Annotated in this window: 24 protein-coding genes and 2 pseudogenes; 9 read left to right on the forward strand and 17 right to left on the reverse strand. The window is 60.8% G+C overall.

Annotated elements, in window-relative coordinates:
• Positions 1-81: 81 nt before the first annotated feature.
• The 9 genes from ACSKB8_RS16925 to ACSKB8_RS16965 form a co-directional block, all read right to left on the reverse strand.
• On the reverse strand, positions 82-1,293 hold the full coding sequence (locus ACSKB8_RS16925) for an ABC transporter substrate-binding protein (protein ID WP_438105342.1): 1,212 nt from the start codon (positions 1,291-1,293) through the stop codon (positions 82-84).
• A 218-nt stretch (positions 1,294-1,511) separates the two neighbouring features.
• Positions 1,512-2,303, reverse strand: coding sequence for a class II aldolase/adducin family protein (locus tag ACSKB8_RS16930; protein WP_438105343.1), 792 nt, complete (start codon positions 2,301-2,303; stop codon positions 1,512-1,514).
• A 21-nt stretch (positions 2,304-2,324) separates the two neighbouring features.
• Complete coding sequence (locus tag ACSKB8_RS16935; protein ID WP_438105344.1) at positions 2,325-3,146, reverse strand: class II aldolase/adducin family protein; 822 nt, start codon at positions 3,144-3,146, stop codon at positions 2,325-2,327.
• A 329-nt stretch (positions 3,147-3,475) separates the two neighbouring features.
• On the reverse strand, positions 3,476-4,432 hold the full coding sequence (locus ACSKB8_RS16940; protein WP_438105345.1) for an SMP-30/gluconolactonase/LRE family protein: 957 nt from the start codon (positions 4,430-4,432) through the stop codon (positions 3,476-3,478).
• A gap of 149 nt (positions 4,433-4,581) precedes the next feature.
• Positions 4,582-6,678 carry a PQQ-dependent dehydrogenase, methanol/ethanol family gene (locus ACSKB8_RS16945; protein WP_438105346.1) on the reverse strand — a complete coding sequence of 699 codons (2,097 nt, stop codon included), beginning with the start codon at positions 6,676-6,678 and terminating at the stop codon, positions 4,582-4,584.
• Between the two features lie 269 nt (positions 6,679-6,947).
• A complete protein-coding gene (locus ACSKB8_RS16950; RefSeq protein ID WP_438105347.1) occupies positions 6,948-7,166 on the reverse strand; it encodes a DUF2141 domain-containing protein in 219 nt (72 codons plus the stop codon).
• The gene (locus ACSKB8_RS16955) at positions 7,109-7,405 is read right to left on the reverse strand and encodes a hypothetical protein (protein WP_438110892.1); all 297 of its coding nucleotides are present in this window, start codon (positions 7,403-7,405) and stop codon (positions 7,109-7,111) included. Before ACSKB8_RS16955 ends, ACSKB8_RS16950 begins: the two co-directional genes overlap by 58 nt.
• A gap of 67 nt (positions 7,406-7,472) precedes the next feature.
• Positions 7,473-9,614 (reverse strand): molybdopterin cofactor-binding domain-containing protein, encoded by a 2,142-nt coding sequence (locus ACSKB8_RS16960; protein WP_438105348.1) that lies wholly within the window; start codon positions 9,612-9,614, stop codon positions 7,473-7,475.
• A gap of 18 nt (positions 9,615-9,632) precedes the next feature.
• Positions 9,633-10,091, reverse strand: a complete 459-nt coding sequence (locus tag ACSKB8_RS16965) for a (2Fe-2S)-binding protein (protein WP_438110559.1) — start codon at positions 10,089-10,091, stop codon at positions 9,633-9,635.
• Positions 10,092-10,296: 205 nt separating this feature from the next.
• Here ACSKB8_RS16965 and ACSKB8_RS16970 point away from each other — a divergent pair, with 205 nt between their 5' ends.
• Positions 10,297-11,229: a LysR substrate-binding domain-containing protein gene (locus ACSKB8_RS16970; RefSeq protein WP_438105349.1), complete on the forward strand. Its 933-nt coding sequence runs from the start codon at positions 10,297-10,299 to the stop codon at positions 11,227-11,229.
• Between the two features lie 7 nt (positions 11,230-11,236).
• Here ACSKB8_RS16970 and ACSKB8_RS16975 read toward each other — a convergent pair whose 3' ends face one another.
• Complete coding sequence (locus ACSKB8_RS16975) at positions 11,237-11,905, reverse strand: TetR/AcrR family transcriptional regulator (protein ID WP_438105350.1); 669 nt, start codon at positions 11,903-11,905, stop codon at positions 11,237-11,239.
• A 231-nt stretch (positions 11,906-12,136) separates the two neighbouring features.
• Between ACSKB8_RS16975 and ACSKB8_RS16980 the strand changes: the two are divergent.
• From ACSKB8_RS16980 to ACSKB8_RS16990, 3 genes and pseudogenes are all read left to right on the forward strand, one after another.
• Positions 12,137-12,655, forward strand: a pseudogene (locus tag ACSKB8_RS16980) (alpha/beta fold hydrolase); the annotation flags it as partial.
• Between the two features lie 164 nt (positions 12,656-12,819).
• Entirely contained in the window at positions 12,820-13,068 is a 249-nt protein-coding gene (locus ACSKB8_RS16985; RefSeq protein ID WP_438105351.1) for an alpha/beta fold hydrolase, read from the forward strand.
• 75 nt (positions 13,069-13,143) lie between these two features.
• Positions 13,144-14,127, forward strand: a complete 984-nt coding sequence (locus ACSKB8_RS16990; RefSeq protein ID WP_438105352.1) for an NAD(P)H-binding protein — start codon at positions 13,144-13,146, stop codon at positions 14,125-14,127.
• Positions 14,128-14,336: 209 nt separating this feature from the next.
• Here ACSKB8_RS16990 and ACSKB8_RS16995 read toward each other — a convergent pair.
• Positions 14,337-14,636: pseudogene (locus ACSKB8_RS16995) on the reverse strand (winged helix-turn-helix transcriptional regulator); the annotation flags it as partial.
• A gap of 227 nt (positions 14,637-14,863) precedes the next feature.
• On the reverse strand, positions 14,864-16,561 hold the full coding sequence (locus ACSKB8_RS17000) for a long-chain-fatty-acid--CoA ligase (protein ID WP_438105353.1): 1,698 nt from the start codon (positions 16,559-16,561) through the stop codon (positions 14,864-14,866).
• A gap of 309 nt (positions 16,562-16,870) precedes the next feature.
• Between ACSKB8_RS17000 and grxD the strand changes: the two genes are divergently transcribed.
• Positions 16,871-17,200 carry a Grx4 family monothiol glutaredoxin gene (gene grxD, locus ACSKB8_RS17005; RefSeq protein WP_438105354.1) on the forward strand — a complete coding sequence of 110 codons (330 nt, stop codon included), beginning with the start codon at positions 16,871-16,873 and terminating at the stop codon, positions 17,198-17,200.
• Positions 17,201-17,359: 159 nt separating this feature from the next.
• Here grxD and ACSKB8_RS17010 read toward each other — a convergent pair whose 3' ends face one another.
• Positions 17,360-17,851 carry a winged helix-turn-helix transcriptional regulator gene (locus ACSKB8_RS17010; protein WP_438105355.1) on the reverse strand — a complete coding sequence of 164 codons (492 nt, stop codon included), beginning with the start codon at positions 17,849-17,851 and terminating at the stop codon, positions 17,360-17,362.
• Between the two features lie 150 nt (positions 17,852-18,001).
• Here ACSKB8_RS17010 and ACSKB8_RS17015 point away from each other — a divergent pair, with 150 nt between their 5' ends.
• The 3 genes from ACSKB8_RS17015 to ACSKB8_RS17025 are packed head-to-tail and all read left to right on the forward strand — an operon-like array spanning position 18,002 to position 21,713.
• Entirely contained in the window at positions 18,002-18,493 is a 492-nt protein-coding gene (locus ACSKB8_RS17015) for a (2Fe-2S)-binding protein (RefSeq protein ID WP_438105356.1), read from the forward strand.
• Positions 18,490-20,859, forward strand: coding sequence for a xanthine dehydrogenase family protein molybdopterin-binding subunit (locus ACSKB8_RS17020; RefSeq protein WP_438105357.1), 2,370 nt, complete (start codon positions 18,490-18,492; stop codon positions 20,857-20,859). The genes ACSKB8_RS17015 and ACSKB8_RS17020 overlap by 4 nt, the downstream gene beginning before the upstream one ends.
• Positions 20,859-21,713, forward strand: coding sequence for an FAD binding domain-containing protein (locus ACSKB8_RS17025; protein WP_438105358.1), 855 nt, complete (start codon positions 20,859-20,861; stop codon positions 21,711-21,713). Before ACSKB8_RS17020 ends, ACSKB8_RS17025 begins: the two co-directional genes overlap by 1 nt.
• Here the strand turns inward: ACSKB8_RS17025 and ACSKB8_RS17030 are convergent.
• From ACSKB8_RS17030 to ACSKB8_RS17045, 4 genes are all read right to left on the reverse strand, one after another.
• Positions 21,693-22,241 (reverse strand): winged helix-turn-helix transcriptional regulator, encoded by a 549-nt coding sequence (locus tag ACSKB8_RS17030; protein WP_438105359.1) that lies wholly within the window; start codon positions 22,239-22,241, stop codon positions 21,693-21,695. The genes ACSKB8_RS17025 and ACSKB8_RS17030 overlap by 21 nt on opposite strands.
• Positions 22,242-22,325: 84 nt before the next feature.
• The gene (locus ACSKB8_RS17035; RefSeq protein WP_438105360.1) at positions 22,326-23,591 is read right to left on the reverse strand and encodes a CaiB/BaiF CoA transferase family protein; all 1,266 of its coding nucleotides are present in this window, start codon (positions 23,589-23,591) and stop codon (positions 22,326-22,328) included.
• Position 23,592: 1 nt separating this feature from the next.
• Positions 23,593-24,390: an enoyl-CoA hydratase/isomerase family protein gene (locus ACSKB8_RS17040; protein ID WP_438105361.1), complete on the reverse strand. Its 798-nt coding sequence runs from the start codon at positions 24,388-24,390 to the stop codon at positions 23,593-23,595.
• Between the two features lie 91 nt (positions 24,391-24,481).
• Complete coding sequence (locus tag ACSKB8_RS17045; protein ID WP_438105362.1) at positions 24,482-25,480, reverse strand: fumarylacetoacetate hydrolase family protein; 999 nt, start codon at positions 25,478-25,480, stop codon at positions 24,482-24,484.
• A gap of 478 nt (positions 25,481-25,958) precedes the next feature.
• Between ACSKB8_RS17045 and ACSKB8_RS17050 the strand changes: the two genes are divergently transcribed.
• Positions 25,959-26,861, forward strand: coding sequence for an SDR family NAD(P)-dependent oxidoreductase (locus tag ACSKB8_RS17050; protein ID WP_438105363.1), 903 nt, complete (start codon positions 25,959-25,961; stop codon positions 26,859-26,861).
• Positions 26,862-26,909: the final 48 nt, after the last annotated feature.

Consider the following 26,909-nt stretch of genomic DNA (forward strand, 5'->3'; position numbering starts at 1 on the left):
CTGCCGAAGGCGTGACGCGGGCGCCTGCTCCGCAGCGCTTCTACGGCGCCTCAGTGACCATCCCCTTGCCGGCAGGCGCGCCTAGTCCGCGGCGCTGACGAGCTTCCCAAAAGGAACCCAGCTCTTGCCGTCGAAGCTCTCGAGTTGCAGCGAGGTCCACGCCTGGTTATTGTTCACGCCGGTATTGATGGTGCTGCCGGGGAGCGCCATCGACGGCGAAAAACTCCTCAAATTCAGCGCCTGCTTCATGATGTTCTCGCGCGTTAAGTCATCGCCGCACTGCTGGAGGATCTTCTCGAGGATTTCGCCTTGGACGATACCGGCAGTGTAAAGCGTCTCCGCGACATCACTGCCTGGAACGTATTTGGCCAGAAGCGCACGATAGCCTTTTACCTTGGGATCGTGCTCCCAGGCCGGATCCATGGGATCTTTCAGGAACGTGCTCGAGACCACCCCCTTGGCGTTGTCGAGGCCTGCCGCCGCAAGCGTGCCCGCTACGGACGTGGTTGAATTGACAATGACGGTCAGGGGTTTCCAGCCGATTTCGCGACTTCTACGCAGGGCCTGCGCCGTGAATTTCGGTGAGCCTGCGATGAAGAACGCTTCGGCTCCCGAGCTCTTGAGCGATACGACCTGAGAATCCACGGTCGGATCAGCCGCTTCGTAGGACTTCGCCACGACCAGTTTGCCGAAATCGTCCTTCATGTAGGAGCGGAAAGCGCCGACAAAATCCTTTCCGAGATCATCGTTCTGATAGAGAATGGCAACGCGCGAACCCGGCATCTTTTCAGTTATGTATTTCGCATACACTCTGCCTTCGGTATCGTAGCTCGGCAGCCCGGTCGTGGTGTAAGGATACTCGGCTTGATTGGTGAATTTGTTCGCGCCTGAGACAACGAAAAGGTGCGGCACCTTTTTGCTGTTGGCGTACTTCACGTTCGCAGAAATGCTCGCGGTCCCGAGCGGGCTGAACAGAAATGCGACCTCCTCGCTTTCCACCAGCTTGCGGGTCTGTTCGACGGATTTGCTCGGTGAGTAGGCATCGTCAAGCGCTATCAGCTTGATCTTGCGGCCGTTGACGCCTCCCTTGTCATTGATGAACTGGACGTAGCCTATCAATGCCTTTCCTACGCTGCCAAGAGCCGAGGCAGGACCACTGAAAGGGAACGTCGCGCCGACCCTGATCTCCGTTGCGGTAACCCCGACTGGATCTTCGGCCTTCGCCTTTTGCACAAACGACGCCGGCGCGATTGCAAGCATCAGCGTCGCGAGAACGACTTTGTTCTTCCACATCGATACTTCCCCACACTAAGACGCTCTCGGCGTCAAATGGCGTTTCCGTTCTGCGTCCCCGCATCTGGCGGCGGGTTTGTGCATATATTGGGACCGGCTTTGACCTGTCCTCGCTCTCTTGCACCAGCCAAGATTCGGCGCCCCTCTCGCGATGACCGCCGTCTGATCCTGCGGCGCGAGAGACTGGCCGCAGCCAGCGAACCGCGCCGGTGCCGCTTCTAGTCCCTGTAGCTCGAACCCCTTGCGTCCAGTGCGCGACGATAGGCCTCGAACGAGTCGTGTCCAAAGGAGGTCTTTTCGTCGAATCCCTTCGCGACCTCGCTCTGCATCTGGCGCGTCGTACGGCGCAGAATTTCTTCCGGCAAAGGCCGCCAGCCCTTCCCGAATGTTGCAGCCGCGAGTTGCACCTCGCATGCGCGTTGCAGGATCGTCATGCGGAACAGCGCCTCCGCGGCCGTCCTCCCACACGTCAGAAGACCGTGATGTCTCAGGATCATGTAGTCCTTGGTGCCGAGCGACTTGACGAGGCGCTCGCGTTCGCCGAGATCTGTCGAGATCCCCTCGAAATCGTGATACGCAATTTGCTCATAGAGCATTGCGCCGTAAAAGCTGTGATGCGAGAGCCCCTCATCCGTGCAAGCAACGGCCACACCGGCTGTCGTGTGCGTGTGGGCGATGAAATGGGCGTCATCGCGCGCGGCGTGGATCGAAGAATGGATCGTGAATGCCGGCGCGTTGACGCGACCGGGAACATCCACGACTTTCTCACCATCGAGATCGATTTTGATGAGATTGGACGCTGTGACTTCGTTGTACGATAGGCCGAACGAGTTGATCAGAAAGTGCCTATCGGGACCCGGCACCCGAGCCGTGATGTGATTGTAGATGTGCTCACACCAGCCTAGATCGGAGAACACGTGATACAGCGCAGCGAGGTCCTCACGGACCAGCCGCTCATCGGCCGCAAGAGCGTTGTGTGCGATCCTTCCAGGCGACGTCTGGACGTTCATGCGACCCCTCCGAGTAGCACCTCAATTGAGCAGATCCGGCTGTTCCTTCACGATCTTCGAATACAGCGTCTGGAACTGAAACCACCCTGCCTTGGGTGAACCAAGGATAGCGAAAGCCTGTTTTGCGGATGTTTCGGGAATGACCTTGAGAGCTTGGCCGGTTCGCGCCGCGGCCGCCTCGGCAAGAAGCTGAACCTGGCACGACCGCTCCATCGTGATGAACCACCAGACCGCCTCATCCACGCTCTGTCCGACAGTCAACAAGCCATGGTTCTGCAAGATAGCCGCCTTATGCGGCCCCAACGCCTTCGCGATTTGCTGGCCTTCGTCCATTTCGACTGCGACGCCACCGTAATCTTCATACAGAGCATGATCATCGTAGAATGCGCAGGCATCCTGCGTGATCGGCTCCAATTTCCGCGCCAGCGTTGAGAACGCCCGGCCATGCGTGGAGTGCGAATGCGCCGCACCGATCGAATCCGGACGTGCCGCATGAACGCTTGCGTGAATCGCGAAGGCGGCGGCATTGACGGGATGATTGCCCTCGACCACTTCGCCCTTGTGATTGACCCGAATGAGATCCGACGCCTTGATCAGGCCGAAGCTCATCCCGAACCCGTTCACCCAGAACGTGTCCGTGAACTCCGGGTCACGCACGGTGATGTGGCCCGCAACCCCCTCGTCGAATCCGAACTTCGCAAAAAGCCTGAGTCCGGCCGCCAGCCGTTCCTTTCGGTGCTGCCTCTCTTCGACCAGACTGTTGAAGACTGGAGGCTGAGGCAGCCCCACATTGATCTTCGCAACGGCCGCCGTGTGTTGATCTTGCCGCTGGGGTGCGTTCATCGTCGTGCCCTCACCTCTGGTTTCCGCGGGTCGTCCTGTCGGACGCACGCGGCTTTTGTTCAATGGGGTCTGCCCAGATTGCGCGATCCAGCGTCCGCCGCCTTTCGACTAAACTGGCCAGCAAGCAGCAAGAAGACAATTGAAATCGATTGCGGATCATTGAGCTGCGCTCAGCGCACGACGTCAAATGCACAATCAACGCTGCGCTCATGGAAAGCCTCCGCCTGTTTTTGCGCCTGAGCGGGTCCCAACATTCGCAAAACTTGCCGCCGAACAGAAACAATCGGGCTCCACTGCATCTTTGTAGAGCTCCGAGGGTGTCGTGTCGGTCAGGGAGCGTTGATCGATCGCAGCTGGAAGGTCGGCGTCTGGCCCTTCTTGGACGGATCCATGAGATAGCCAATCTGACCTTCCGCAACCCAAATCTTGTCGCCGACGCGCGCGACGCCTGTTGGTCCAGCGAATTCCTTGATTGTTTCGATTTGGGCCCGGTCCCCGACGATCGTAACCTTCGAAAGTGGACCGGCGCCTTCAACCATCACGAATCCGGTCTTGTCTGCCTTGAGACCGTCCGGAAATTTGATTGGGCGAGAGGTCTCCAGCTTCGTGACGGCACCAGCGAGTCCCGATTTGAATTCAATGCGGAAGAGCTCGCCGCTTTGAAAGGTGTTGACGTACAAAGCGCCGTCCGGTCCGAACGCAATCCCGTCAAGACCCCCCTTCAGCTTGTCGTCTTGGACCCAGACGTCGAGCTCGGAAGATTCCTTCTTCAAGCGGAGGATCTGTGGCTGCAGAGTATTCGTGACGTAGAGCGCGCTGTCCGGCCCAATCGCGAGATCGTTGCAGAGCGAGGGTTTTCCGGGCAGTTGGGCGCTGACTTTTCCCTCTCCGGTTTTGAGGTCAAATCCCTTGACGAACGAGCCTTCGATCGTGTTTGGGCCTTTGACGCCGAGCGGGGTGGCGTCGTTTGAACAGACCCAAAGAAGCCCTGACTTCTCGTCGGCAAGAACGCCGAACGTCGATCGCGTATCGAATGTCCCCGGCTTGATCCAGGCTTCGGCCTCGGAGGCGCCCGGCTTTACGCGCGCGATTCCGCCGTTGGTCAAGCTGCTGGTGAAGAGCGTTCCATCCGTTGTCGCTGCCAAACTTTCTGGAAACGGCGATCCAGATGGGATCGCGATCTGCGATGGAGCCTCACTTGCAAATGAGGCCCCGGCCATGCCCACCATCGTTGCGGCGGCCATTCGGGCGAGGTTTTGAAACAAGTCCGTTTTCTTAACTGACATGCGCTCCTCCGAGTAAGTGTCTATGGTCGACGTTCAGTTCTGAGGGTCTTGAGCCACGCTTCCCCCAGGATTGCCGGCTCGCGTGGCGGAAGATAGGTCAAACCCGCTCCCTTCGAAGCGGCCCGCAGGGCCGCTTCGAAGGGAGCACTCTACTTGCCGCGCATCGCATCGGCCGTGCTCTGGATGAAGGCCTTTAGCTTCTCCACATCGTCGGCGCTGAGCTTGCCGGTGAAATCGGGCATGCCGCGCGACATGGCCGGCCCCTTGAAGACGAACTTTTCCAGGTTCTCGATGTAGGCCTTGTCCAAATAGACCAAGCTGGGCAGGTTGCCGCCAAGATGCTCCTTGCCGGGCTCGCCGTGACACAACAGGCAGTTGCTCAGGTACAGCCCGAGGCCGGGCGCCACGTCGGCGGGGTTGTACTTGACGCCGGCGACCAACTCACCCAGGCGATGGGCGGGAAAGTCGAGCAGAGGCGCCCTGCTGCCCACGGCGAAGGTGTACACGGTGCCCGGCGCCCGCTTTTCGCTGTGACCCGCGGATAGCCCGTACGTGCCACCCCAGCCCACCGCGATGGAAACGTACTGTTTGCCGTCCACCACATAGCTCACGGGCGCCGCCACCACGCCGCCACCGATGGGCGTCTCCCAGAGCACTTTGCCGTCGCGCGCGTCGAAGGCCATGAAGCGGCCATCCGCGGTGCCCTCGAACACCAGGTTGCCCGCAGTGGCGAGGGTGCCGCCGTTCCAGGGCGCCGAGTGCTCATGCGTCCAGGCGGCCTTCTGTTGCACAGGGTCCCAGGCGACAAGTCTGCCGAGGGTCGGGCCTTTGGGCTGCTTCGCGTTGATGAACGTGGCCAGATTCCAGCCCGTGCCGCTCTGTATCTGGCTCGGGGTGCTCTTGTTGAACTTCCAGTCCTTGTCGTCCATCAGCGTGAGAGGTATGGACTGCACCGGCATGTACACTAGGCCCGTGGAGGGGTTGAACGACATCGAGTGGAAGCCGCGCGCGCCGTGCGCGCTGGGGGTGATCTCGCGCGGCCGGTCGCCCTTGCGGGCGATGGCGGTCTCGATCGGCCGGCCCTTGTCGTCGTAGCCCGTGGCCCAGTTCACATCGACGAAGTTCTTGGCGGAGATGAACTCGCCGTTAGTGCGGTCGATCACGAAGAAGAAGCCGCTCTTCGGTGCATGCAGGATCACCTTGCGCGGCTTGCCGGCGATCGTGATATCGGCCAAGATCATCGGCGGCGTGGAGTCGAAGTCCCAGCTTTCGCCCGGCGTTTCCTGGTAGTGCCAGACGTACTGGCCGGTGTCCGGGTTGAGCGCCACGATGGAGGCGATGTACAGGTTGTCGCCGCCCGCGGGGCTGCGCTTGCTCTGCGCCCACGGCGTACCGCTGCCGGTGCCCACGTACATCAAGTTCAGTTCGGGATCGAAAGTCATGGTGTCCCAGGCATTGCCGCCGCCGCCAAACTCCCACCACTTTCCCGCCGGGTCCCACGTCTTGGCGGCCTTCGCCATCGACTCGTCCTCGAAAGGCTTGCTCGGGTCGCCGGGCACGATGAACCAGCGCCACTTCTGTTCGCCGGTGTTCGCGTCGTACGCGGTGATGTAGGCTCGCGCGCCCATCTCGGCACCGCCGTTGCCGATGATCACCTTGCCGTTGAACACGCGCGGAGCGCCAGTGATGGTGTAGCTGAACTTGTGATCGGCAATGGTGTCCTGCTCCCAGACCTTGCGGCCCGTGCTCGCATCCAGCGCGATCAGCCGACCGTCGAAGGACGCCACGAACACCTTGCCTTGCCAGAGCGCCACGCCGCGGTTGACCACGTCGCAGCAACCCTTGTAGCCCTCTTCGCGCTTTACCTGCGGATCGTAGGTCCACAGGCGCTTGCCGGTGCGCACGTCCACCGCGTGCACCACGCTCCACGATGCCGTGACGTACATGACGCCATCCACCACCAGGGGCGTGGCCTCCACGCCGCGCGTGGACTCCAGGTCGTACGACCACACCAAGCCCAAGTCTTTCACGTTGGAGGTGTCGATCCGATCCAGGCGTGAGGAGCGTGTCTCCGCGTAGTCCAGGCCGTGGCTCGGCCACTCGGTTGTCGTGAGTGCATTGGCGCGGATGAATGTGCCATCGACCTTGCCCGCCGGTTTATCGGCCGACAGCGCCGCGGTGTGGGCGGTCAGGGCAAGCACGGCCAACAACGCCGCGGCCGTCCGCTGCGCGAATGTGGTTTTCATGGAATCCTCTCCTATCTTTTTTGTCGGGTGGGTGGTCACCCCCTGAATTTTGAACTGATCGCTAGCGGTCTTTCGCCGAGCCTACGCTGGCTCAACGCCGAAGCCGAAAGGTCTGGGGGGTGTTTGCTGGGCCGCGACGATGCCGGAGCAGCGCAAGCCCTTGCCCAAAAACGCCGCCGATGTCCGCGCATTGACGATTCAGCTGCAAACCCGGGGTTTTGCCAGCGGCCCGCGCAGGGCCGCTGGCACAAAGTCACAACCCGCCTTGCTTACATGTCTACATCGACATTGAGCGTCAGGTCCGTGGCCGGCATCGTGAAGGCACCGTCCTCGAAAGTCGGCACGCGCATCGGGGGCCGCGCGTTGGTCGATATCGCCCACTGCTCGGTGGGCTGGCCGACGGGGCTGACGTCCATCATTTGGTTGTTGTTCACGTCGTGCATGATGGAAGCCGCATAGCGGCCGGGGGAACGTCTGGGAAGCGACACGTGACTTCCCCGGCCGCGGCCGGCACCCAGACGATCGCCTTGGCGGTTTTCGGGTTCATGGGGTATCCCTCGCTGCTGCTGTACAGCCAGCAGCCAATCTTGCCGTAAGGCGCCTCCGCGCCTTTGACCTTGATGATCAGATCACCGGCCCAGGCCGACGATCCCAGCAGCAGTGTGGCGGCGCAGGTGGCACGCAGGGATGCACGAACTGGGAACGAGCGCGAGGAGTCAAAAAACATGTAAGAGATCCGCCCTCAGGGTTAAGGTTATATACTGCTTCGAAAAAACTCGAGGCGATTCCTCGCCTCAAGCCATCTTTATCGCCTGGGCCGTCAGCGGCAGCTTGCGCAGCCGCTTGGAGGTTAGCGCGGCGACCGCGTTGGCGAGGGCCGGCATGATCACCGCCGTGGCCGGCTCGCCGATGCCGCCGGGCGCCTCGGTACTGTCGACCAGCACGATGTCGATCGCCGGCACTTCATTCATGCGCACGACCGGGAACTCGTGGAAGTTGGTCTGCTGCACCCGGCCCTTTTCCAAAGTGATCTCCTGCATCAGCGCCGCGCCCATGCCGAAGATCACGCTGGACTGGATCTGCGCCTCCACCGTATCGGGGTTGATCATGCGGCCCAGGTCGGCCGCCACGATGACTCGGTGCACCTTGACTGCGCCCTGGTCGTCCAGACTGATCTCGGCCACCTGGGCCATGTAGGTGTTATAGGCTTCCATCAGGGCGATGCCACGGGCCCGGCCGGCGGGCAACGGCTTGCCCCAGCCCGATTTTTCGGCTGCCAGGTTCAGCACTTCGACAAAGCGCGGCTGGTTGCTCAGCAATGACAGGCGGTACGCGTAAGGGTCTTGGCCGGCCTCCTTGGCAAGCTCGTCGATGAAGCACTCGTTGGCAAACACGTTGAGCGGGTTGCTGACCGAGCGCCAATAGCCCACCCGCAACCCAGCGTCGTGCTTGACCACGTCGTGGCGCGTCGCCGCAATTTCGTAGGGCGCGACGGCCGATTCGGTCATCGTCGGGTCCTGAACCTTGAGCGGGATGCTGAATACGCGGATGCCGACAGACTGGGAAGCCATGCGAAAGGTCATGGCCGTCGGCTTGCCGTCCGCCCCCAGGGCGGCAGCGACGCGGTGCACCGCCTGCGGCCGGTAGAAGTCGTGCGTCATGTCGTCCTCGCGCGACCACAGCAGCTTGACCGGCTTGCCCACGGCCTTGGAGATCTGCGCGGCCTGAACGACGAAGTCCACTTCCTGGCGACGGCCGAAGGAGCCCCCGAGGAAGGTGGTCTCCAGGGTGACGTCCTCGGGTTTGATATCCAAGGCCTTGGCCACCGCAGTCTGCGTCAAATCTTGCCACTGCGTAGGGCCGATCAGGTGAACGCGCCCGTTGTTGTAATGTGCAGTGAAGTTCATCGGCTCCAGCGCCGCATGCGACAGCAGGTGGCTCACGTACTCAGCGCGCAACACCCGCGATGAGGCGGCGATCACGGCATTGGCGTCGCCATTCGCCTTGAACAGTTTCGGCGTGCCGCTGTCCAAAGCCGCCCGGGTGCCGGCCAGCATGGAATTGTGGTCGAGCGCGGCGCCCGCGCCCTCGTCCCACTCGATGACCAGGGCCTTGCGGGCCTGGTTGGCGCGCCACCAACTGTCGGCCACCACCGCGACGCCGTCGGGGATCTGCACCACGTCCACCACGCCAGGTATGCCTTTGGCCTTGGCCGAGTCCACCGTCTTGACAGTGCCGCCGATCACCGGGGATTGCTCAAGCGCCGCGTAAAGCATGCCGGGCAGCTTGACGTCGATCCCGAAGCGGGCCGTGCCGTTGACCTTGGCCGGCGTGTCCAGTCGCCGCGTGCTTTTGCCGACGAGACGAAAGTCCTTGGGGTCCTTCAGCGGCGGCTTCTCCGGTACCGGCATCGTGGCCGCCGCAGCCGCGAGCTCGCCGAAACTCGCCTTGCGCCCCCCGGGGCCCGTGACGAAGCCATTGCCCGGCCGGACCTGATCGCGCGTCACCTTCCAGCGCGCGGCCGCCGCGCCCGCGAGCATCTCGCGCGCCTGCGCGCCCGCGATCCGCAGGCGATCCCAGCCGTCGCGCACCGAGGTGGAGCCGCCCGTCAGCTGCAGGCCGCCCACCAGCGCGTTGCCGTAGGACTTGGCGTTGGGCGGAGCGACCTCCACCTTGATGCTGGCGAGGTCGACACCGAGCTCTTCGGCCAGCAGCATGGGCAGCGCGGTGTAGACACCCTGGCCCATCTCGGAGCGGGCAGTGATGAGGGTGATGCTGTTGTCGTCTGCGATGTGCACCCAAGCATTAAGTGTGTGCACGTTTCCGCTGGCTTTGGCATCGAGCGGACTCGGAAGACTGACACCCAGCAGCAGGCCGCTGGCGATGGCCGAAGTCTTCAGGAAATCGCGGCGTGAGGGTTCGGTGAAGTTGTTCATTCGTTTTCCCCGGAAGACTCAGCCTTTGCGCATCATGATGGCCGCGTCCTTGATGGCGGCCTTCACGCGCGGATACGTGCCGCAACGGCAGATGTTGCCGCTCATAGCCTCGTCGATGTCGGCGTCGCTCGGGTTCTTGTTGTGGGCCAGCAGCGCCGCGGCGCTCATGAGTTGCCCTGATTGGCAGTAGCCGCACTGCGGCACGTCGTGCTTGATCCAAGCTGTTTGCAACGGATGGCTGTTGTCAGGCGACAGGCTCTCCACGGTGGCCACCTGCTTGCCCAGCACGGCCGACAACGGCGTCTGGCAGGAACGCACCGGCTGACCGTCGAGGTGCACCGTGCAGGCGCCGCACAAGGCCATGCCGCAGCCGAACTTGGTGCCGGTCAGGCCCATCTCGTCACGAATGACCCACAGCAAAGGGCTGTCGGGTTCGGCGCTGGCCGAAACGGCTTTGCCATTGAGATTGAATTTCACGCTCACGAACTCACCAGGCTTTCTCCCTGTTTCTAAGCGCCCAAGTTGACGGCGCTATGCCGAGCTGCTCGGGTTCGGGCACAACGACCCATTACTTAAATCTAAATTGCGCTATGGAGCGTCGCTTGCTTCCGCTAAGCTGGCCAGCAGACAGCAGGAAAACAATTGAATTCGATTGCGGATCGTTGAACCAGGCTCACGACAAATGTCGAATGCACCATCAGTCCTTCCTCCCCTGGCGAGCCTGCGCGCATTCGAAGCTCTCGCACGGTCAGGCAGCGTGAAACTTGCTTCCGAAAGTCTGAGTCTCACGCCGTCCGCAATCACGCATCAAATTCGTACGCTCGAAGCGCACTTCGGGATTCAGCTGGTTCAGCGCAACGGCCGGAGTATCGAGCTCACTGAAAACGGAGCGATCTATGCCAGTGCCGTCCTGAGCGCCTTCAACGAACTATTTCGCGCAAGCAACCTCCTGGAGGATAGAAAGCGCGGCCCTATCGTCCGGGTTAGCGTAACCCCTACGTTCGCGATGCTTGCTGCGCTCCCTCACCTCGAGAGATTCCGCGTCGACAATCCGGGGCTTGATTTGAGACTAGAGGCCAAGAATACACTGGCCGATTTCGAGAGAGACAACATCGATGCCGCGGTCCAATTCGGCGAGCCTCCCTTCGGCAGCCTGACCTATCACAGGCTGCTCAGGTCGCGCGCTGCCCCATGCGCGGACCCGAAGCTATTGGATCGCTTCGGCCCAATTCAGCACCCGGAAGACCTTACGAAGCTGCCATTGATAAAGGTCGCCACGGCGCCAGAACTTTGGCAAAGATGGTTCGAGGAGTACGAACCACGGGTCGCCACCAAGGAACCGGACCTGGTCGGCGACAGCCTTTTGACGGCGATACAGATGGCAAGGTCGTCGATGGGCGTCGTGCTGGCGCCTTTTCCTCTGATTGCTCCCCTGGTCAGCAGCGGCGCGCTAACGGTCATGGCGCAATGGGGCTCGAAAAGCATGGCGCTGAGAGACTTCTACTTCACGCATCGGAAGGTCGACGGCTCGTCCGAGAAGATCAAAGCCGTCCACAAATGGCTGAAGGTGGTGGCCAAGGCCTTGGAGACTGATGCTAGAAAGTTGGGTATCTAGTATCTTTTCACGCCAGAGGCTTGGACTTTTCGCGCTTCTGCGACCTTTTCGAACTCGGGCGCTTGGTCCGTATCGAGACTTTGCGCGGCGCTTTCGTGATTCCGGGGACCTGCGGATCGCCGCCCAGGACGTGCTCGCGAGCCACGCTCACTATTTCCGATGCGAACTCCGGATGATCGACCGCCCGGGCCAACAACAGCGCACCCACGATTTCGGACACGATGACCATTGCTTCTCGCTTCGATGGGCCGTTTACGTCCCCGGACAGAACGTCGATCATCTCTCTCAAGCCGTTTGAAAACGTCCTTCTGATGCCCACGCCGGCCCGAGGCACCTCGGCTGCGAGCGAGGGAAGCGCGCAACTGTTCGCGATATCGTCGCGGTGTCGATCCGCGAGGTAGTAGTCGACGATGCTCAGAAGACGTTCGCCGGGACCCGAGCGTTCGGCCGCCTTCCGCCATCGCTCCACCGATCCGTCCATGGCTCTGGCGAAAGCTCTTTCGATCAGATCACGACGAGATTTGAAATGGAGATAGAAGCCGCCGTGCGTCAGACCGGCAGACTTCATGAGCCTGGCAACCTTGACGCCTTCGATTCCCCGCTCGCGGATCCGAGCCGAAGCGCACTCGACGATACGAGCCGACGTTCCGGCTCTATGACCCTTCTCGTAGCGCATAATGTCCCGCCATCAACGAACGATTGGCCGATCGAAATTCGCGACTACATTCCCGCGCCCGCGTGCCGCAGTCCGTTGGTCCAATCGTGGTGCAATCGCCACTCCGGTTTATCGTATTTCAACCCAGTGCGGCCCAACACGGCAAAGCTGCTATCACGCCTATTCAACATTGAATTACCCAGCTTCGGCTCTGGATGATAGTCATCATCCAGAATTCGCGAGGATCTGCCAATGAAAAGGACTGCTGCGCCTCCGCCCGACCGCCCCGGTGCTCCGGGGCAGAGGTTTGAGCCGAGGGAAATCCGCAAGCGGGTGGTTCGGGCGAACGGGCTGAAGTTTCCGGTCCTCGAAGCCGGCGACGGCCCCCTGGTACTATGCTTGCACGGCTTTCCCGATCACGCGCAAAGCTGGGCTCATGTCTTGGGCCGTCTCGCGCAGGAGGGATGTCGGGCCGTTGCTCCGGCGCTGCGCGGATTTTGGGCCGGTGGCGCTGCACCCGACGGATCCTACCGCGCCGCGGCGATTGGGCAGGACGTCCTCGCCCTCATCGAAGCTTTGGGCGCCGAACAGGCCGATGTCATCGGTCACGACTTCGGAGCACGAGCGGCCTATTCCGCGGCAAGTCTCGATGCATCGCGGATCCGCAAGCTTGTAGGGCTGGCGGTCCCCTATGGGAAAGGCTTGTCGCAGGCGTTCCTGGCCGACGGCGATCAGCAGCGACGAAGCTGGTACATGTTCTTCTTCCATACGCGTTTTGCCGAGCCGGCAGTTCAGCTCAACGACTTCGCCTTCCTCGATCGGCTTTGGCGGGAGTGGTCGCCCGGCTACAAGATGCCGGCTTCGGATCGCACGGCGTTGATTGACGCGTTCAGACAGCCTGGAGTCGTGCCCAGACACTCGCCTACTACAGGCAATTGTTTACCCCGCCCCCCGAAGCGGAAGCGCAGGCCCTCGAAGCCCGGGCGAACGGCCCGATCGCCGTCCCAACGCTCTATCTGCACGGGGAGGAGGACGGCTGCATGTCAGCGCGGCTTAGCGACGATATGGCTGCGGCGTTCACGAAGGGCTTCGAACGCGTCGTCATGCCCGGCGTCGGCCATTTCCTGCACCTCGAGAAGCCCGAGGCGGTCTTGGGCCATATCTTGCCCTTCCTCAAGAGTTGATCGCCTCGAGGCGCGCCGCGCGGCCTGCCTTTCCGTTCAAAGAACGTCTCAGTCACATCCTCCAAGGAAGCGTCGATGTCCAAACCGCATCCCATCTTGATTACTGGCGCCGGCGGAGATGTAGGCTCCATCAGCAAGACGATGATCAATATGCTCATCGAGAAGAAGTATCCGGTGCGTGCCTTCGTACGTAAAGACGACGAGAGGGCGCAAGCTCTTCGTCAGCTGGGTGCCGAGGTGTTTGTGGGCGATCTGCTCAACGTCGCTGACGTTGCCGCCGCGCTGAAAGGCTGCCGCCGGGTCTACTTCAGCATGAGCTTGAATCCCTATTACACCGATGCAACGATCTTGATGGCAGCCGCCGCGCGAGCACAAGGAGACCTCGAAGTCTTTCTCAATATTTCGGAGTTCGAGCAGTCCTATATGGACTTTACGCGGATGACGGCTCCTTATGAGGCACGGCGGGAGTGGTTGGGAGGACTTGTCACCGATTGGTCGCCGCAGCCGAGAGCCCATTGGGCCTCCGAGCAGGCTCTGAATTGGTCCGGCCTGCCGGTCGTCAATATCCGGGCTACGATGTTCGTTGAAAATCCGATTCTTGCTTGGTTTCCGCTCAAGCAGTTGCTGGGCGCCGGCGAGCTTCATCTCCCCTTCGGCAAGCACAGGATCGCCCCGATTGCCGCCTACGACGTCGCCGAGATCTGCACCAGGATCTTGATCGATCCTTCGCCGCACGTATCGAAGACCTACGAGCTCACCGGCCCGGAGGCGAAGGACATGCAGAGCTTGGCCGAGGATTATGCTACGACGTTGGGAAGACCCGTTTCCTACGTTCCTCAGGATCTGAACGCCTGGATCGAGGCCTACATCAATGGTGCTCTGGCAGCTCGCGTCCCGCACACCGCGGAGCACCTGAGGACGATCACCCGCCTGGCCGCGAGTGGGCGGTATGAGGCCGTCACCGGCGAGCTCGAAGATCTGCTCGGACGCGCTCCGAAGAGCTTCAGATGGGCCTTGGAGCGATCGCCCCGGCTCCTCGAAGCCCGCGGTAAAGCCTGATCGCGACGTATCCTTTCTGAAGCAGCAATCCGGCCACTTGCACGGTGGCTCAGTTCCTTGCGAACTCTCGCGCCCTTCGCCGCCGACTTGCCTGCGGATTTCACTCGTTGCACCGGACGGCGGATCAAGGCCTCGGAGGCTTGCTGCAGGTGGCGTAAGCACTCATCGTGCTGCAGGCCGGGTTTCAATTTCCCGCCGAGGTGCCGTAGGCCCCATCGACCGAGAGCCAATACGATGACGCCGAGCTCGCGGCCTGGATCCGTCAGGGTATAGGCAGCTCTGGGAGGGTGATCGCTGTAGAACTCGCGGCGCACGAGGCCGTGTTCCTCGAGGATCTTCAAACGATCGGAGAGCACATTAGGAGCCATGCGGGGCAGACGCTCCTGAAGATCCTGAAAGCGCATGGTGCCGGGAAGCAGGTCCCTGATGATGAGCAGCGTCCACCGCGCGCCGACAATGTCGAGCGTTCGGGCTACCGGACAAGTTGCGTCGAGGCTGTTTCTTGCCATCAAAATGGGGTCCTAGAATCCTTATCTTGTCCAAATATAGTCAATATTCCCGGAATTGAAACTGCGCCGATGTGCCGAGAGCCATGATCTGCGGGGCCCGCGTCCCGCACGACCAGGTTCGCTGGCACGGCCGCATGTGCGACGTCGCAGGCCAGGTGCCTGCGACACCGACCGCGCCCATCGATCGGTCTTCCTCTTTGGCGCCGTGAGATTCTTCGCGCGTGCTCTTAGGACGTCTGCGGCCCGCCGCTTCCTTGCGCTTCACTCCTCAGCTCGCGGCGCAAGATCTTCCCGACATTGCTCTTGGGAAGTTCTGTCCTGAACTCGATCAGCTTCGGAACCTTGTATGGCGTCAACTGCGTCCCGGCAAAACTGACGACTTCCTCCGCGGTCAGCTGGGGATCGGCACGAACAACAAAGACTTTCACCGCCTCGGTGGATTTCACGTCCGGCACGCCGATTGCGGCACACTCCAGGACCCCCGGGTGGCTCGAGATGACCGCTTCAACTTCGTTCGGATACACATTAAAGCCCGAAACGATGATCATGTCCTTCTTGCGGTCCACGATCTTGGTGAATCCGTCGGCCGACATGACGCCAATGTCACCCGTTCGGAAGAACCCGTCAGGGGTCATCACCCGGGCGGTCTCATCGGGCCTGTTCCAGTAGCCGGACATCACCTGTGGGCCCTTTCCGCAAATCTCGCCGGCTTCTCCGATCGGGAGTTCGTTTCCTTCGTCGTCGCGGATCGAGATATAGGTCGATGGAAGCGGCAGTCCGATCGTGCCGGAAAACTCCGTCATGGTCGGCAACGTGGCCGTCAGCGTCGGTGACGTCTCGGAAAGTCCGTAGCCTTCGGACAGGACACAGCGCGTCACCGCGAGCCACTTGTCTGCGACAGCCTTTTGAGTTGCCATTCCTCCGCCAATCGCCATCCGCAACTGCGAAAAATTCACGTTCTTGAAGTCGGGATGGCGTAGGAGGGCATTGAACAGCGTGTTGACGGCCGGAAAACTGTGAATTTTGTATTTCCCAAGCTCCTTGACGAGCCCATCGATATCACGCGGGTTTACGATCATAAGATTGATCCCGCCGACCCGCACGGAAAACAAGAAGCAAACGGTAAGCGCGAAGATATGATACAGCGGCAGCGCGCAGACCGTCAGCAAAGGTTCGCCCGCGGGAACGCTGCGGAAGGCAGGCTCGCTCCAGGCACATATTTGAAGCACGTTGGCCACCATATTGCGATGTAGCAACGTCGCTCCTTTCGAGACGCCGGTGGTGCCTCCCGTGTATTGCAGGAAGGCAACGTCGTCCGGACCGATATCAGGTCTCCTCAGCTTCATCTTTCGACCTGCCGACAGCGCAGCGCTGAACGAGACCGCGCCCGGCAATGCATAGGCAGGGACCATCTTCTTTACCTTGCGCACGACAAAGTTTACGAAAAGTCCCTTCGGACCGAGCAACTCCCCCATTGAGCAGATGACGATGTGCTTCACCTTCGTTCTTGGCAGAACCTTTTCCAAGGTCGCAGCAAAGTTCTCGAGTATGAAGATCGCCTCCGCGCCCAAATCGTTCAACTGATGCTCGAGTTCTCGAGGCGTGTAGAGAGGATTCACGTTCACAACCGTGAAGCCCGCGCGCAATGCCGCCGCGCCGGTGATCGGGTTTTGGAGAACGTTCGGCATCATCACCGCAACCCGACTTCCCTTTGTCAGGCCTTTGCTCTGCAGGTAAGCGCCGATTGCAGCCGACATCTCGTCGAGCTCGCGGTAGGTGATTGCCTTATCCATGCAGATCGCCGCTTCACGATCTCCAAACTTCGCAAAGCTTTCCTCGAACATTTCGATCAACGACGGAAATTGATCGGCGTCGATATCCGCCGGCACGCCGTCGGGATAATTGCCCAGCCAAAAACGTTCCACGTTTTACTCCCCCCTTTAGTACAGGCTGCCGTTGTGGCCTCGATCTGTCCGCCGAATGGCCACAGCCTCGGTGCCCGAGCGACAATATTAGCGCGGGAACTCCAACCCCAAAGTTCCTTTTCAGTATTGACTTTCTATTAAATTTCAAGTGACCTTTCATGCTAGTTTCGGAAAGCCAAGCCGGGTTCGCCACTGATCGCACTCGGCTGACCGCGCCAGGTTGATTGCAAGGGCGTGTCCGCCGGGGCGCCTTTTCGTTCTCAGGCGAATTATATCGACTTGGGACTGACAGACGGCAGGAGAAGACAGATGACGATCGCGGAGTTCATCAGCAGCGAGGTCAATGCAAACGACGTCGTGCTATTCATGAAGGGATCGCCGAGTTCGCCGGCCTGCGGATTTTCGGCGCAGGTTGTTCGAATCCTCGATCATCTGGGCGTGACGTTCAAGTCGCACGACATCTACCAGTCCGAGGAATTGCGGCAGGGAATCAAGGCGTATTCGGACTGGCCGACAATTCCGCAACTCTACGTGCGCGGCGAATTCGTTGGCGGCTGTGACATCGTCACGGAAATGTTCCAGTCGGGCGAATTGCAACAGTTGCTGTCGGAAGAGCACCAAGTCGCGCACTCGTCCTGAGCTTGTCGCAGCAACACTGAGGCCCGCCTGCTTGGCGGGCCCTCGCAATTGTCATGATGACGGCACGGCCGTCAGCTCTGAGACAGCTGACAGCCCATGCGTCGGGTGGCAGTATGCCTCACAAGAACGCAGCTCGCCCTCTCGCTGGCGATCGGGTCGCTATCGTGCGAATTTGGATATGCGCCATCTCACCAGGTCGTCGGCGCCTGGGCCGGCTTTCGGCCGAACATCCCTCAAGCGGATCGTCGCACCGGTGTCTTCATCAACAATCGCCAGCTTCACCCGGCTTCCCCCGTTCCTGTTGATGAATTCGAGTGGAGGTCCGGCGCTTCCAGTCACTTCCCATTTGTCGCCGACCTGAGCGAGCGCCTGAATCACGAGAACCACGTCCCAGCCTCGCACGGACAGGACATACTCATAGCGATCGGGTCCAGTCTGATAGAGACGACGCTCGATCAATCCGTTTCGTTCGAGATGTTTTAGCCGATCAGACAGCGTGGCATGGGTAATGCCGCTCGACCTCTTCAGATCCTCGTACCTGCTTATCCCCAACGAGAGGTCACGTAGGATCAAAAAGGCCCAGCGGTCCCCGACGGCGTCCAGTACGCCGGCGATCGAACACGCCATTCCTTCAAAGCTTTTCAATCGCATCCGTCATTGGCCCGTTCAAGCAACACAAGGCACCCCGCAGAGGAGCTGCATCCGAAATCGCGAGGCGGCGGCAAAGATCGCTTGCCGGATGTAACTATTATTATTAGAGTGACTATAAGTAAAGCATCAAACATAACCGCGGGAGGAATTATGCCGGTTCAAGCCGTTCCGCATGAAGTGACAATCGAGGTCGATGGTTCGCGCAGGACGGTGACCGTCGAGGCGCGCAGATTGCTTGTCCATCTCATCCGGGAGGATCTCGGCCTCACCGGCACGCATGTCGGGTGCGATACTTCTCAATGCGGCGCCTGTACCGTCGAGATCGATGGACAGGCGGTGAAATCTTGCACCGTCCTCGCCGTCATGGCCGACGGCTCCTCCATCACGACGATCGAGGGCGTGACTGGCAGCGGCGGCGATCTCGACCGGGTTCAGGCGGCGTTTCAAGATCACCACGCGCTTCAATGCGGCTTCTGCACGCCAGGCATGGTCATGAGCGTGCGAAATCTGTTGAGGGAAAACGCCGACCCTAGCGAGCGCGAGATACGGCACGGTCTCGCCGGAAATATCTGCCGATGCACCGGGTATCATAACATCGTGCGCGCCGTCGAAAGCCTCGCATCGAAGGGGGACGTGGCATGACCATTTCGACCGGAAAACGACTCATCGGCCAGCCCCTCAGGCGACGCGAGGACCGCAAACTGCTCGCCGGCAGGGGCCGCTACGTCGACGACATCAAGTTGCCGGGCATGCTGCACATGGCGATACTCCGATCGCCACACGCGCACGCCGCGATCAGCAGCATCGATCTGTCGCATGCGAAAGCGGCGCCCGGAGTCCGCCTGGTTCTTTCCGGCGAGGCGCTCGTCGACAGGATCGGTCCTATCGTGCCCAACTGGATTATTCCCGGCAGCAAGGTGCCGGTCCGCCCAGTGATCGCGACCGACCGCGTTCGCTTTGTCGGAGAATGCGTGGCGCTGGTGGTGGCGGAGACGCTGGCGCAAGCCTACGACGCAGTTGGTCTGATTGAGGTCAACTATGAGGTGCTCCCCGCGGTGACCGACGAGGCGGTCGCCGTCCAAGAGGGCGCGCCGCAGCTTCACGAAAACGTACCGGGCAATGTCACGACCCTCTACAAGGTCAAGGGAGGCGATTACGCCAAGGCAAATCAGGAAGCGGATCAGGTCATCAGTCTCCGCGTCATCAATAATCGCTTGATTCCGACCTGCTTGGAGACGCGCGCGGTCATCGCCGCACCAGAGCCAGACGGCACGCTCACGGTTTATATCGGCAGCCAGGTTCCTCATATGCACCGGCGCTGGATCGCGGAGACGGTCGGTATCCCCGAACATCAATTGCGCGTGGTCGCACCTGATATCGGGGGTGGCTTCGGTGCCAAGATGCATCTGTACCCGGAAGATCTGCTCTGCCCCTATCTCGCTCGCGAATTGAGTGTACCGGTAAAGTGGTGGGAGACTCGCTCGGAGAGCCATCAATCAACCAGCCACGGCCGCGCCCATACCGAGGATATCGAGGTCGCTTTCAAGAACGATGGAAGGATCCTGGGCCTCAAGGTCAGCACCCTTGGGAATGTCGGAGCCTATTTGTCAAACATGGCGACCGGCGGTCCGACCGTGAACACGGTCAACTTCGGAACGGGGACCTACAAGATCGACAATTACGAGGCATTCTCCCGGGTCGTCGTCACCAATACGGTGCCAGTAGACGCGTACCGCGGCTATGGCCGGCCCGAAGGAGCTTACATCGCGGAGCGCGCCATCGATGCCGTGGCGCGCCATCTCAATCTCGATCAGGTGGACGTCCGACGAAAGAACTTGCTTCGTGCGTCGGATTTCCCTTACCGGCCGTATGGCAGCACGGGCGTGATGTACGACAGCGGCGATTATCAGGCCTTGCTGGACAAAGCGCTCGCAGCATTCGATTATGAAAAACGCCGTGAAGAATGCGAGGGCTTGCGCGGGAGCGGCATCTACCGCGGCATTGGAGTCGCTGCCTACACGCATATGTGCGGCATGGCTCCATCACGCCGTTTGGCTCCCGGCGGGTTCAACCGCGGAGGCTGGGAAAGCGCTCGCGTCAGCATTGATTCCAGCGGCCGGGCCACTGTTTACTCCGGCTCAATGAGCCAGGGGCAAGGCCATGCCACGTCGCTCTCGCAAATCGCCGCGGACGCTCTGCAAATTCCGATAGAGGATATCGAGATCGTTCAGGGTGACACGCGCCAGGTGCAAGCCGGACACGGCACGTTCAACTCACGCTCCATGGCCGTCGGCGGATCGAGCGTTCACGTGTCCGCCCACCAGGTCATCGCCAAGGCCAAGAAGATCGCCGCGGGCATGTTGGAGGTGGACGAAAAGGATGTCTCCTATTCGGTGGGCGCATTCACCGTACCCGGCACCGATATCGCGCCGCTGACCTTCTCCAAGGTGGCGCGCATGGCATATGTCGGCCATAAGCTGCCTGACGGAGTAGCCCCCGGCCTCGACGAGACGGTTTTTTATGATCCTACCGGCATGGGCGCGCCGTCAGGCGTCCACCTCGCCTATGTCGAGGTCGATCCCCAAATTGGAACGGTCGACATTCTCGACTATGTCGCGGTGGACGATGTCGGGACGTTGATCAACCCGCTTCTGGCGGCCGGCCAAATCCATGGCGGCGTCGTGCAGGGTATCGCTCAAGCCCTTTATGAAGAAGTCAGCTACGACCCCGAGAACGGACAGCTCCTGACCGGTTCGCTGCTCGACTATGCCGTTCCCCGCGCCGAGCATGTCCCGAACATCAGATCCTTGTTTCAGGAGACGCCGTCGCCCACCAATCCGATTGGCGTGAAAGGGATCGGTGAGAGCGGCTCGATTGCTGCTCCGCCCTGCATGGTCCACGCTGTGCTCGATGCATTGTCGCCATTCGGCATCAAACATCTCGATATGCCTCTCACGCCCCCCCGAATCTGGGCCGCAATACGCAACGCACGCGCAGGAGCCGCCTGATGATCCCCACTGCATTCGATTATATCCGAGCGTCTTCCCTCGCCCAGGCAATCGAGCTGTTGCGCGACAATCCCGGCGGGGCGAAGCTCCTCGCCGGCGGCCATACCCTGCTTCCAGCGCTGAAGTTGCGGCTGGCTTCGCCCGAGCTTCTGATCGACATCCGAGGCATCACCGAGATCAAGGGGATCGAGATCGGCGAAACCCATGTCAAGATCGGCGGGCTCACGACCCACGCCGAGCTGTTCGCTTCCGAACCCTTGAATCAAATATTCCCGGTCTTCCGGGAGGCCGCCAGTGTTCTGGCCGATCCCCAGGTACGTAACCGCGGTACGATCGGCGGTTCACTGGCGAATGCCGACCCGGCGGCGGACTGGCCAGCCGTCGTCCTGGCGCTGCGGGCGGAAATCGAGATCGCCGGCGCAGCCGGACGCCGAACCTTACCGGCCGAAGACTTTTTCGTCGATATCTTCACGACGGCCCTGGAGCCTGACGAAGTTCTTGCCGCTATCCGCATCCCGAGGCCAACACGCGGTACGCGTTACACCTATCGAAAGATCCGGCATCCAGCGAGCGGGTTTGCCGTCGTGGGAGTCGCGGTAGGGGTGCAAATGCAGGGCGGGACCGTCGACGACGTTTCCATCGGCATCACCGGTGCAGCGAATCACGCCTTCGTGGGCAAGGCAGCGTCCGACTTCCTGATCGGCAAGGCTCTCTCTCAGGACAACATCGGCGAAGCCGCCATGATGGTCAGTGAGATCACCGAGTGTCTCTCGGACCGATATGCGCCGGCCGAATATCGCGCGGACTTGATCAGGATCGAGCTCGGGCGAGCTCTACTTGCGCTTTCGTCCTGAGACGGCACCGACCGGCTTGGCGACATTGCGGCGACCCGGAGCGCCGCCAAATCGCGCTCGATTGAAGCGCACGGCACCCGCGCCGGGGACGATCTCAACGTCCTCGAGCCGCAAAGGCCGGCCATCCGCCCTTTTCAACTCCGGATACTCAATCGGACGTCCCGCCGCGCGATCGAGAAACACGACCTGCGGTCCCTCTGGCTCCGCCAGCCAGTCGTCACCCCATTTCTTTAATGCCAAGTAGGCCGGGAAAAAGTCGCGGCCCTTGTCGGTGAGGACATACTCGTATCGGCCGGAATGTTCGGGCAGAGCTACCCGCCTCATAACACCGGCAGTTACAAGCTTCTTCAATCTGGCGCTCAGGATGTTGGGGGCGATTCCGACGTACATCTCGAACTCGTCGAAGCGCTTCACACCATAGTACGCCTCCCGTAAAATCAGGATAGACCAGCGGTCCCCGACGATTTCCATGGCTCGCGCAACGGAGCATTCCTTGTTGGCGAGACGGCCCTGCTTCGCACTGGACATAGGTTTTCACCTCCAAACCCTGCCCATACCAAATCGAGCGGGATTCGTGTATGTCCAGTACGAGCCTTTTTTCGCGTGTGTTGCTCAGGCGGCCTGCCCGGGCTCACCTTTCGTGTTGGCGGTCGCGTCGAGCCCCAGGGCACGCCGATGAGAGACCAGAACGCCCGCTTCGCTCAATCGCTTCAACTCTTCTTCGCTGATGCCGAGCTCGCCGAAAACCGCAAAGTTGTGTTCTCCCTGAAAGGCCGGCGGTCCAATCGGCGACAATTGGTCTGCGGAAAAGTGCCACGGTCGTCCCGGCAACCGGTATTCCCCGCCGCTTCGATCGGGAACCCGTTGGACCGCACCCCAGTAGTCGCTCCACTCCGAAGATGCGAGCTCCTTGATGGAACGGATCTCGCCCATCGCGATTTTGGCTTCGTCAAACTGCGCGTCCAGCGTCGCCATGTCCGGGAATGTCAGGATCCAGGACTGGATGATCTGGTGCAGCAGACCGAAGTTCAACCGGCGCGCCGCCGCCGTGGCGAACCGTGGATCCTCGATCAGATCGACGCGGCGCATCGCTCTCAGCCAAGACGGAAACGTCAGGCTGCCGATGATGCTCGTTGCGACGGTGAACTCCTCGCCTTGCGGCCCTATGAAGAACGAGCAGTCGGTCGCCCCAAGCACCGCCGGCTCCGCGCCGATGTCGTCGTCGGATAGATCGACGTGGGCTCGTTCGTTGACCGCCAGCAGCGTCGCCGCCATGGCGATGTCTACGTACTGGCCCTGCCCGGTCTTCTGCCGGCTGTTGAGTGCCGCAAGGATCGCGATCACTCCCTGCAACCCGGTATAGACGTCCGCATGCGAGAGGCTGTCGGTGCGCGGCTCGGTCAATGCATCGCCGTAGTGACGAATGCTGTTATGGGTAAAGCCGGCCTCGGCCTGCACGGTCGGCGCATACGCCATCCGGCTGCGCCACGGGCCGCCCTGCCCATATCCGGTGATGGAAGCGTAGATCAATTTCGGGTTACGCTTGGATAGAGTCTCGTAGTCGAGCCCGAAGAAATTCAGCGTCCCCGCGCGGAAGTTCTCGACCACGACATCCGCCGTGTCACAGAGCTTCAGCACCAGTTCATAGGCGCCCGGCAGGTTGAGATTGATGCTGACGTTGCGCTTGCCGGCATTCTGCTGCGCGTAATAGCCTGACATCCCATCCGTCGACGGAAACGCGAACCGGCTTACATCGGGGCTTGGCGGCTCGATCTTGATGACCTCGGCGCCGAGATCCTGCAGCGTCCTCGCGCACAGAGGGCCTGCCAGGACGCGGGAGAAATCCACGACTCGAATTCCACTGAGGGGACCGCTCATGTCAGCGCCCCGCGAACTTTGCGAGACCGGGACCGTTCTTGCGATAGGACGCAAGACCGGTCTTCAGATCCTCGGAGGCCCATATCGGCGCCTGCACTCTCGCCATGGCTTCGTCGGCGGCCGCAACGCCCTCGTTCACCGCGATATAGGCGAGCTCCTTGGTGGCGGCATGCGCGACAGTGGGGCCCTGCGCAAACTCCTCCGCGATCGCCATCGTTGCAGTCTCCAGAGATTCTTCTGGGACCGTCAGATTGATCAGCCCCCATTTCTCCAGCGTCGGTGCGTCGTAGCGGCGGGCCAACATCGACATTTCCTTGGCACGCTGCGCGCCGATCCGCTGCACCTGACGCTGGATTCCGCCCAGCAACGGATGCAGCCCCAGCGTCGCTTCGACCGAGCCGATCTTTGCTGAAGTAGCCGCAATGATGTAGTCGCAAGATAGGGCGAGCTCGAGCCCACCGCCCAGGCAGACACCGTGGATGCTCGCAATCAAGGGAACCGGCAACAGCTCCATGAAACGCAGGAAGTCGACGTTCGTTCGCCGCAAACTCGCGCCGCTCCGTTCAGGATCGTCGGCAGCGACTTGCGTCTCGAAAATATCCAGATCCGCTCCGGCCGAAAAATGGCGCAACCCGCTACGGATGACGATCGCACGGCTCCCGGCCTTCTGAGCCGCCTCAACCTGCTGAACGATCGCACCGAGGAATTTGGGGCCGAGCAAATTGTACGGCCGGTAGACCATGGTCAATACCGTGATATTCCCGCGCTCGTCGCGCGTCACCAATGCCTCTTCAGACAAAGCCGCCTCCCTGGTCGTCGACGCCGCTCCATAACGGCTCTTATTTTCCTACAACAAGGATTGTCACATCATGACTTGCATTTTGCAAGCATCAATCTGCCGGCACATCCTGACGCACGACTCTGTTTCTCAGGACTCCGATCTTCTCGACTTCGAGCTCGATCGTATCCGAATGCTCGAGATACCATCCGAGCTCCAGGCCACAGCCATTACCGACCGTACCAGATCCGATGAACTCACCCGGCATCAACGTCTCGTCCTGTGTCACATGGGCGATGATTTCTTCGAACGAGAACAGCATCCCCTCGCTTGTGCCTCGCGAACGGATCTCGCCGTTGACGCGTGCTTCCATGGTGAGCTTGTAGGGATCGCCTATTTCATCTGGCGTCACGATCCAGGGCCCGAGCACGTTGCCGCCGTCGAAGCTCTTGCCTTTGGCTGGCCCGAGCCTTCCTTCCATCTCCACCCGCTGAGCGTCACGCGCGGAAAAATCGTTGAAGACCGTGAACCCGAATATGTGATCGCGCGCCTTCGCTGCGGAGATGTTCGCGCCCCTGTTCTTGGTGATGATGCCGAACTCCAGCTCGTAGTCCATCACTTGGCTATAGCGTGGCCATTTGACCGTGGTATTCGGGCCTCCGACGCTGAAGCGGTTGGTAATGTAGTAGATCGGCTGCTTGCGATACACTTCCGGCAATTCAGGCAGAGGCGCCGCCTGAAGACGGGCGAGCTCAACTGCGTCGCCGCCCTTTCGCGCCTGGAGCTTGAAGTGCCCGATCGAGAGCTGAACGATATGCACCGGAAATGACATGCCGTCGCGCATTTGGCGCGGCTCCGGCAGGGGGGCGAGAAGCTCTGATGCAGCGACATCGGACGACAGATCCTGATCCTGCCCGTATCGGCTGAACAGATCCGACGCTGCATCGAGTGAAGCGTCGCAGTCGTCGATGAGAGCGAGCATCGAATTGAAGGCCGGATTTGGTATGCCGGCTCGCTCGGATGCGGAAGCGAGATCGAATAAACGTGTATCGCCGGCGTGAACCAACGCGACTATGTTTCGACCATTCGATCGACAGGTGGCCAACTTCAACAGCCCCTCCCTTGATTTGACGTTTCCGCAGCTGGCCAAAGCATATCCGATAACTTTTGTTTTGCAAGTCATGCGACAGACGGATCAGCGGCGTGTGGCCGACCGTCGCCATGCTTGCCCCCGCGTCACGATCAGCGGAGCGGCGCGAGAACCAAGCCATTAGCAGCGTCGGTTCAGAGGTGTAGGAGCATCGACCAATACCGCACGCTTGGGGATTGTTGCCCTCCCCTTGGAAGCGCTTTGGAGATGCGCAGCGTTGGTAGCGGCGACCGACGGGACGCATCGAGGCTGTGGCATCGCCCAGCACGCTCGCTGCTGCTGGTCGTGGCAGATCGAGCTTTCTAGCGCGGCTGAGTTCTACTGCGAGCCTCGTGAGTGGGGTCGTTGCCTACCCCGCATCGCCAGCGTATAGATTTTGTCTGGTATGCCCCTAATTGGCGTCGGTGCCCGTCACGCACGTCTCACGCGAGGAGTAGCCATGCAATCCCCGATCTTGATCACCGGCGCCGCCGGAACCATTGGCCATGTTGCATGCAAGCTGCTGGTCGAACGGGGCTCGAAGGTACGAGCCCTCGTCCGCAACGAGGACGCTCGATCGGCCAAGCTGGCGAACTTAGGGGTTGAGATCGTTGTTGGCGATCTTCTCGACCTGCATGCGATGCATCGAGCAATCGAAGGTTGCGAGCGGGTCTACTTCGGTATGGCCGTTTCACCATCATATCTGGAGGCGACCGTCAACGCTGCAGCCGTCGCGAAACACCACAAGGTGAGCGCGTTCGTGAACATCTCTCAGATGACCGTATCGCAGATGAGCATTAATTCGACGACCGACAGCCCGCAGCAAAAGCTGCACTGGCTCGCAGAACAGGCGTTGAATTGGTCCGGACTACCGGTCGTACATGTCCGCCCCACGGCATTCCTGGACACCTTTTTCCTTCGACTGTCCGCGAGCTCTATCCGCGACCATGGACAAATTCGCTTGCCGTTCGGAAACGGGAAGACGTCGCCGATAGCAAGCGAAGATGTTGCGCGCGTCATCGCAACCATCCTCGAAGACCCAGGCCCGCATATCGGCAAGGTTTATGAACTGACGGGACCCCGGTCGCAGGACATGAACGGAGTTGCCGAGGAGTTCTCCAAGGCGCTCGGAAGTCCGATCACTTACGTCAACGTTCCCTGGGAACCTTGGCGCAAGCAGTTGGAGGATAGCGGAAGATTGTCTCCCCATGCGCTTTCCCATCTCGCGACAATGGCTCTTCTCAAACAGCAGAATTGGTACGACAGGTTGACATCAGATGTCGAGAAGATCACCGGCAAGCCGCCGCTTAGCGTGTACGATTTCGTTCTTCGCCATGCGGGCTTTTATATGACGGGGGGTTAGGCGAGACCGCGTCAAGATTACCAGGCTTTCGCGGTACGTCATCGGCGA

It is taken from the genome of Bradyrhizobium sp. BR 1432 (assembly GCF_051547705.1).
Lineage (GTDB): Bacteria > Pseudomonadota > Alphaproteobacteria > Rhizobiales > Xanthobacteraceae > Bradyrhizobium > Bradyrhizobium zhanjiangense.

What these genes read in the sequence shown, in the direction of transcription:
- ACSKB8_RS16960 (WP_438105348.1), bottom strand. Translation starts at nt 9,614, where the DNA reads ATGAACAACTTCACCGAACCCTCACGCCGCGATTTCCTGAAGACTTCG.
- ACSKB8_RS17050 (WP_438105363.1), top strand. Translation starts at nt 25,959, where the DNA reads ATGCAATCCCCGATCTTGATCACCGGCGCCGCCGGAACCATTGGCCAT.
- grxD (WP_438105354.1), top strand. Translation starts at nt 16,871, where the DNA reads ATGACGATCGCGGAGTTCATCAGCAGCGAGGTCAATGCAAACGACGTC.
- ACSKB8_RS17020 (WP_438105357.1), top strand. Translation starts at nt 18,490, where the DNA reads ATGACCATTTCGACCGGAAAACGACTCATCGGCCAGCCCCTCAGGCGA.
- ACSKB8_RS16975 (WP_438105350.1), bottom strand. Translation starts at nt 11,905, where the DNA reads ATGCGCTACGAGAAGGGTCATAGAGCCGGAACGTCGGCTCGTATCGTC.
- ACSKB8_RS16940 (WP_438105345.1), bottom strand. Translation starts at nt 4,432, where the DNA reads ATGTCAGTTAAGAAAACGGACTTGTTTCAAAACCTCGCCCGAATGGCC.
- ACSKB8_RS17010 (WP_438105355.1), bottom strand. Translation starts at nt 17,851, where the DNA reads ATGCGATTGAAAAGCTTTGAAGGAATGGCGTGTTCGATCGCCGGCGTA.
- ACSKB8_RS16955 (WP_438110892.1), bottom strand. Translation starts at nt 7,405, where the DNA reads ATGTTTTTTGACTCCTCGCGCTCGTTCCCAGTTCGTGCATCCCTGCGT.
- ACSKB8_RS17015 (WP_438105356.1), top strand. Translation starts at nt 18,002, where the DNA reads ATGCCGGTTCAAGCCGTTCCGCATGAAGTGACAATCGAGGTCGATGGT.
- ACSKB8_RS17035 (WP_438105360.1), bottom strand. Translation starts at nt 23,591, where the DNA reads ATGAGCGGTCCCCTCAGTGGAATTCGAGTCGTGGATTTCTCCCGCGTC.
- ACSKB8_RS17025 (WP_438105358.1), top strand. Translation starts at nt 20,859, where the DNA reads ATGATCCCCACTGCATTCGATTATATCCGAGCGTCTTCCCTCGCCCAG.
- ACSKB8_RS16925 (WP_438105342.1), bottom strand. Translation starts at nt 1,293, where the DNA reads ATGTGGAAGAACAAAGTCGTTCTCGCGACGCTGATGCTTGCAATCGCG.
- ACSKB8_RS16970 (WP_438105349.1), top strand. Translation starts at nt 10,297, where the DNA reads ATGTCGAATGCACCATCAGTCCTTCCTCCCCTGGCGAGCCTGCGCGCA.
- ACSKB8_RS16935 (WP_438105344.1), bottom strand. Translation starts at nt 3,146, where the DNA reads ATGAACGCACCCCAGCGGCAAGATCAACACACGGCGGCCGTTGCGAAG.
- ACSKB8_RS16990 (WP_438105352.1), top strand. Translation starts at nt 13,144, where the DNA reads ATGTCCAAACCGCATCCCATCTTGATTACTGGCGCCGGCGGAGATGTA.
- ACSKB8_RS16945 (WP_438105346.1), bottom strand. Translation starts at nt 6,678, where the DNA reads ATGAAAACCACATTCGCGCAGCGGACGGCCGCGGCGTTGTTGGCCGTG.
- ACSKB8_RS16930 (WP_438105343.1), bottom strand. Translation starts at nt 2,303, where the DNA reads ATGAACGTCCAGACGTCGCCTGGAAGGATCGCACACAACGCTCTTGCG.
- ACSKB8_RS17030 (WP_438105359.1), bottom strand. Translation starts at nt 22,241, where the DNA reads ATGTCCAGTGCGAAGCAGGGCCGTCTCGCCAACAAGGAATGCTCCGTT.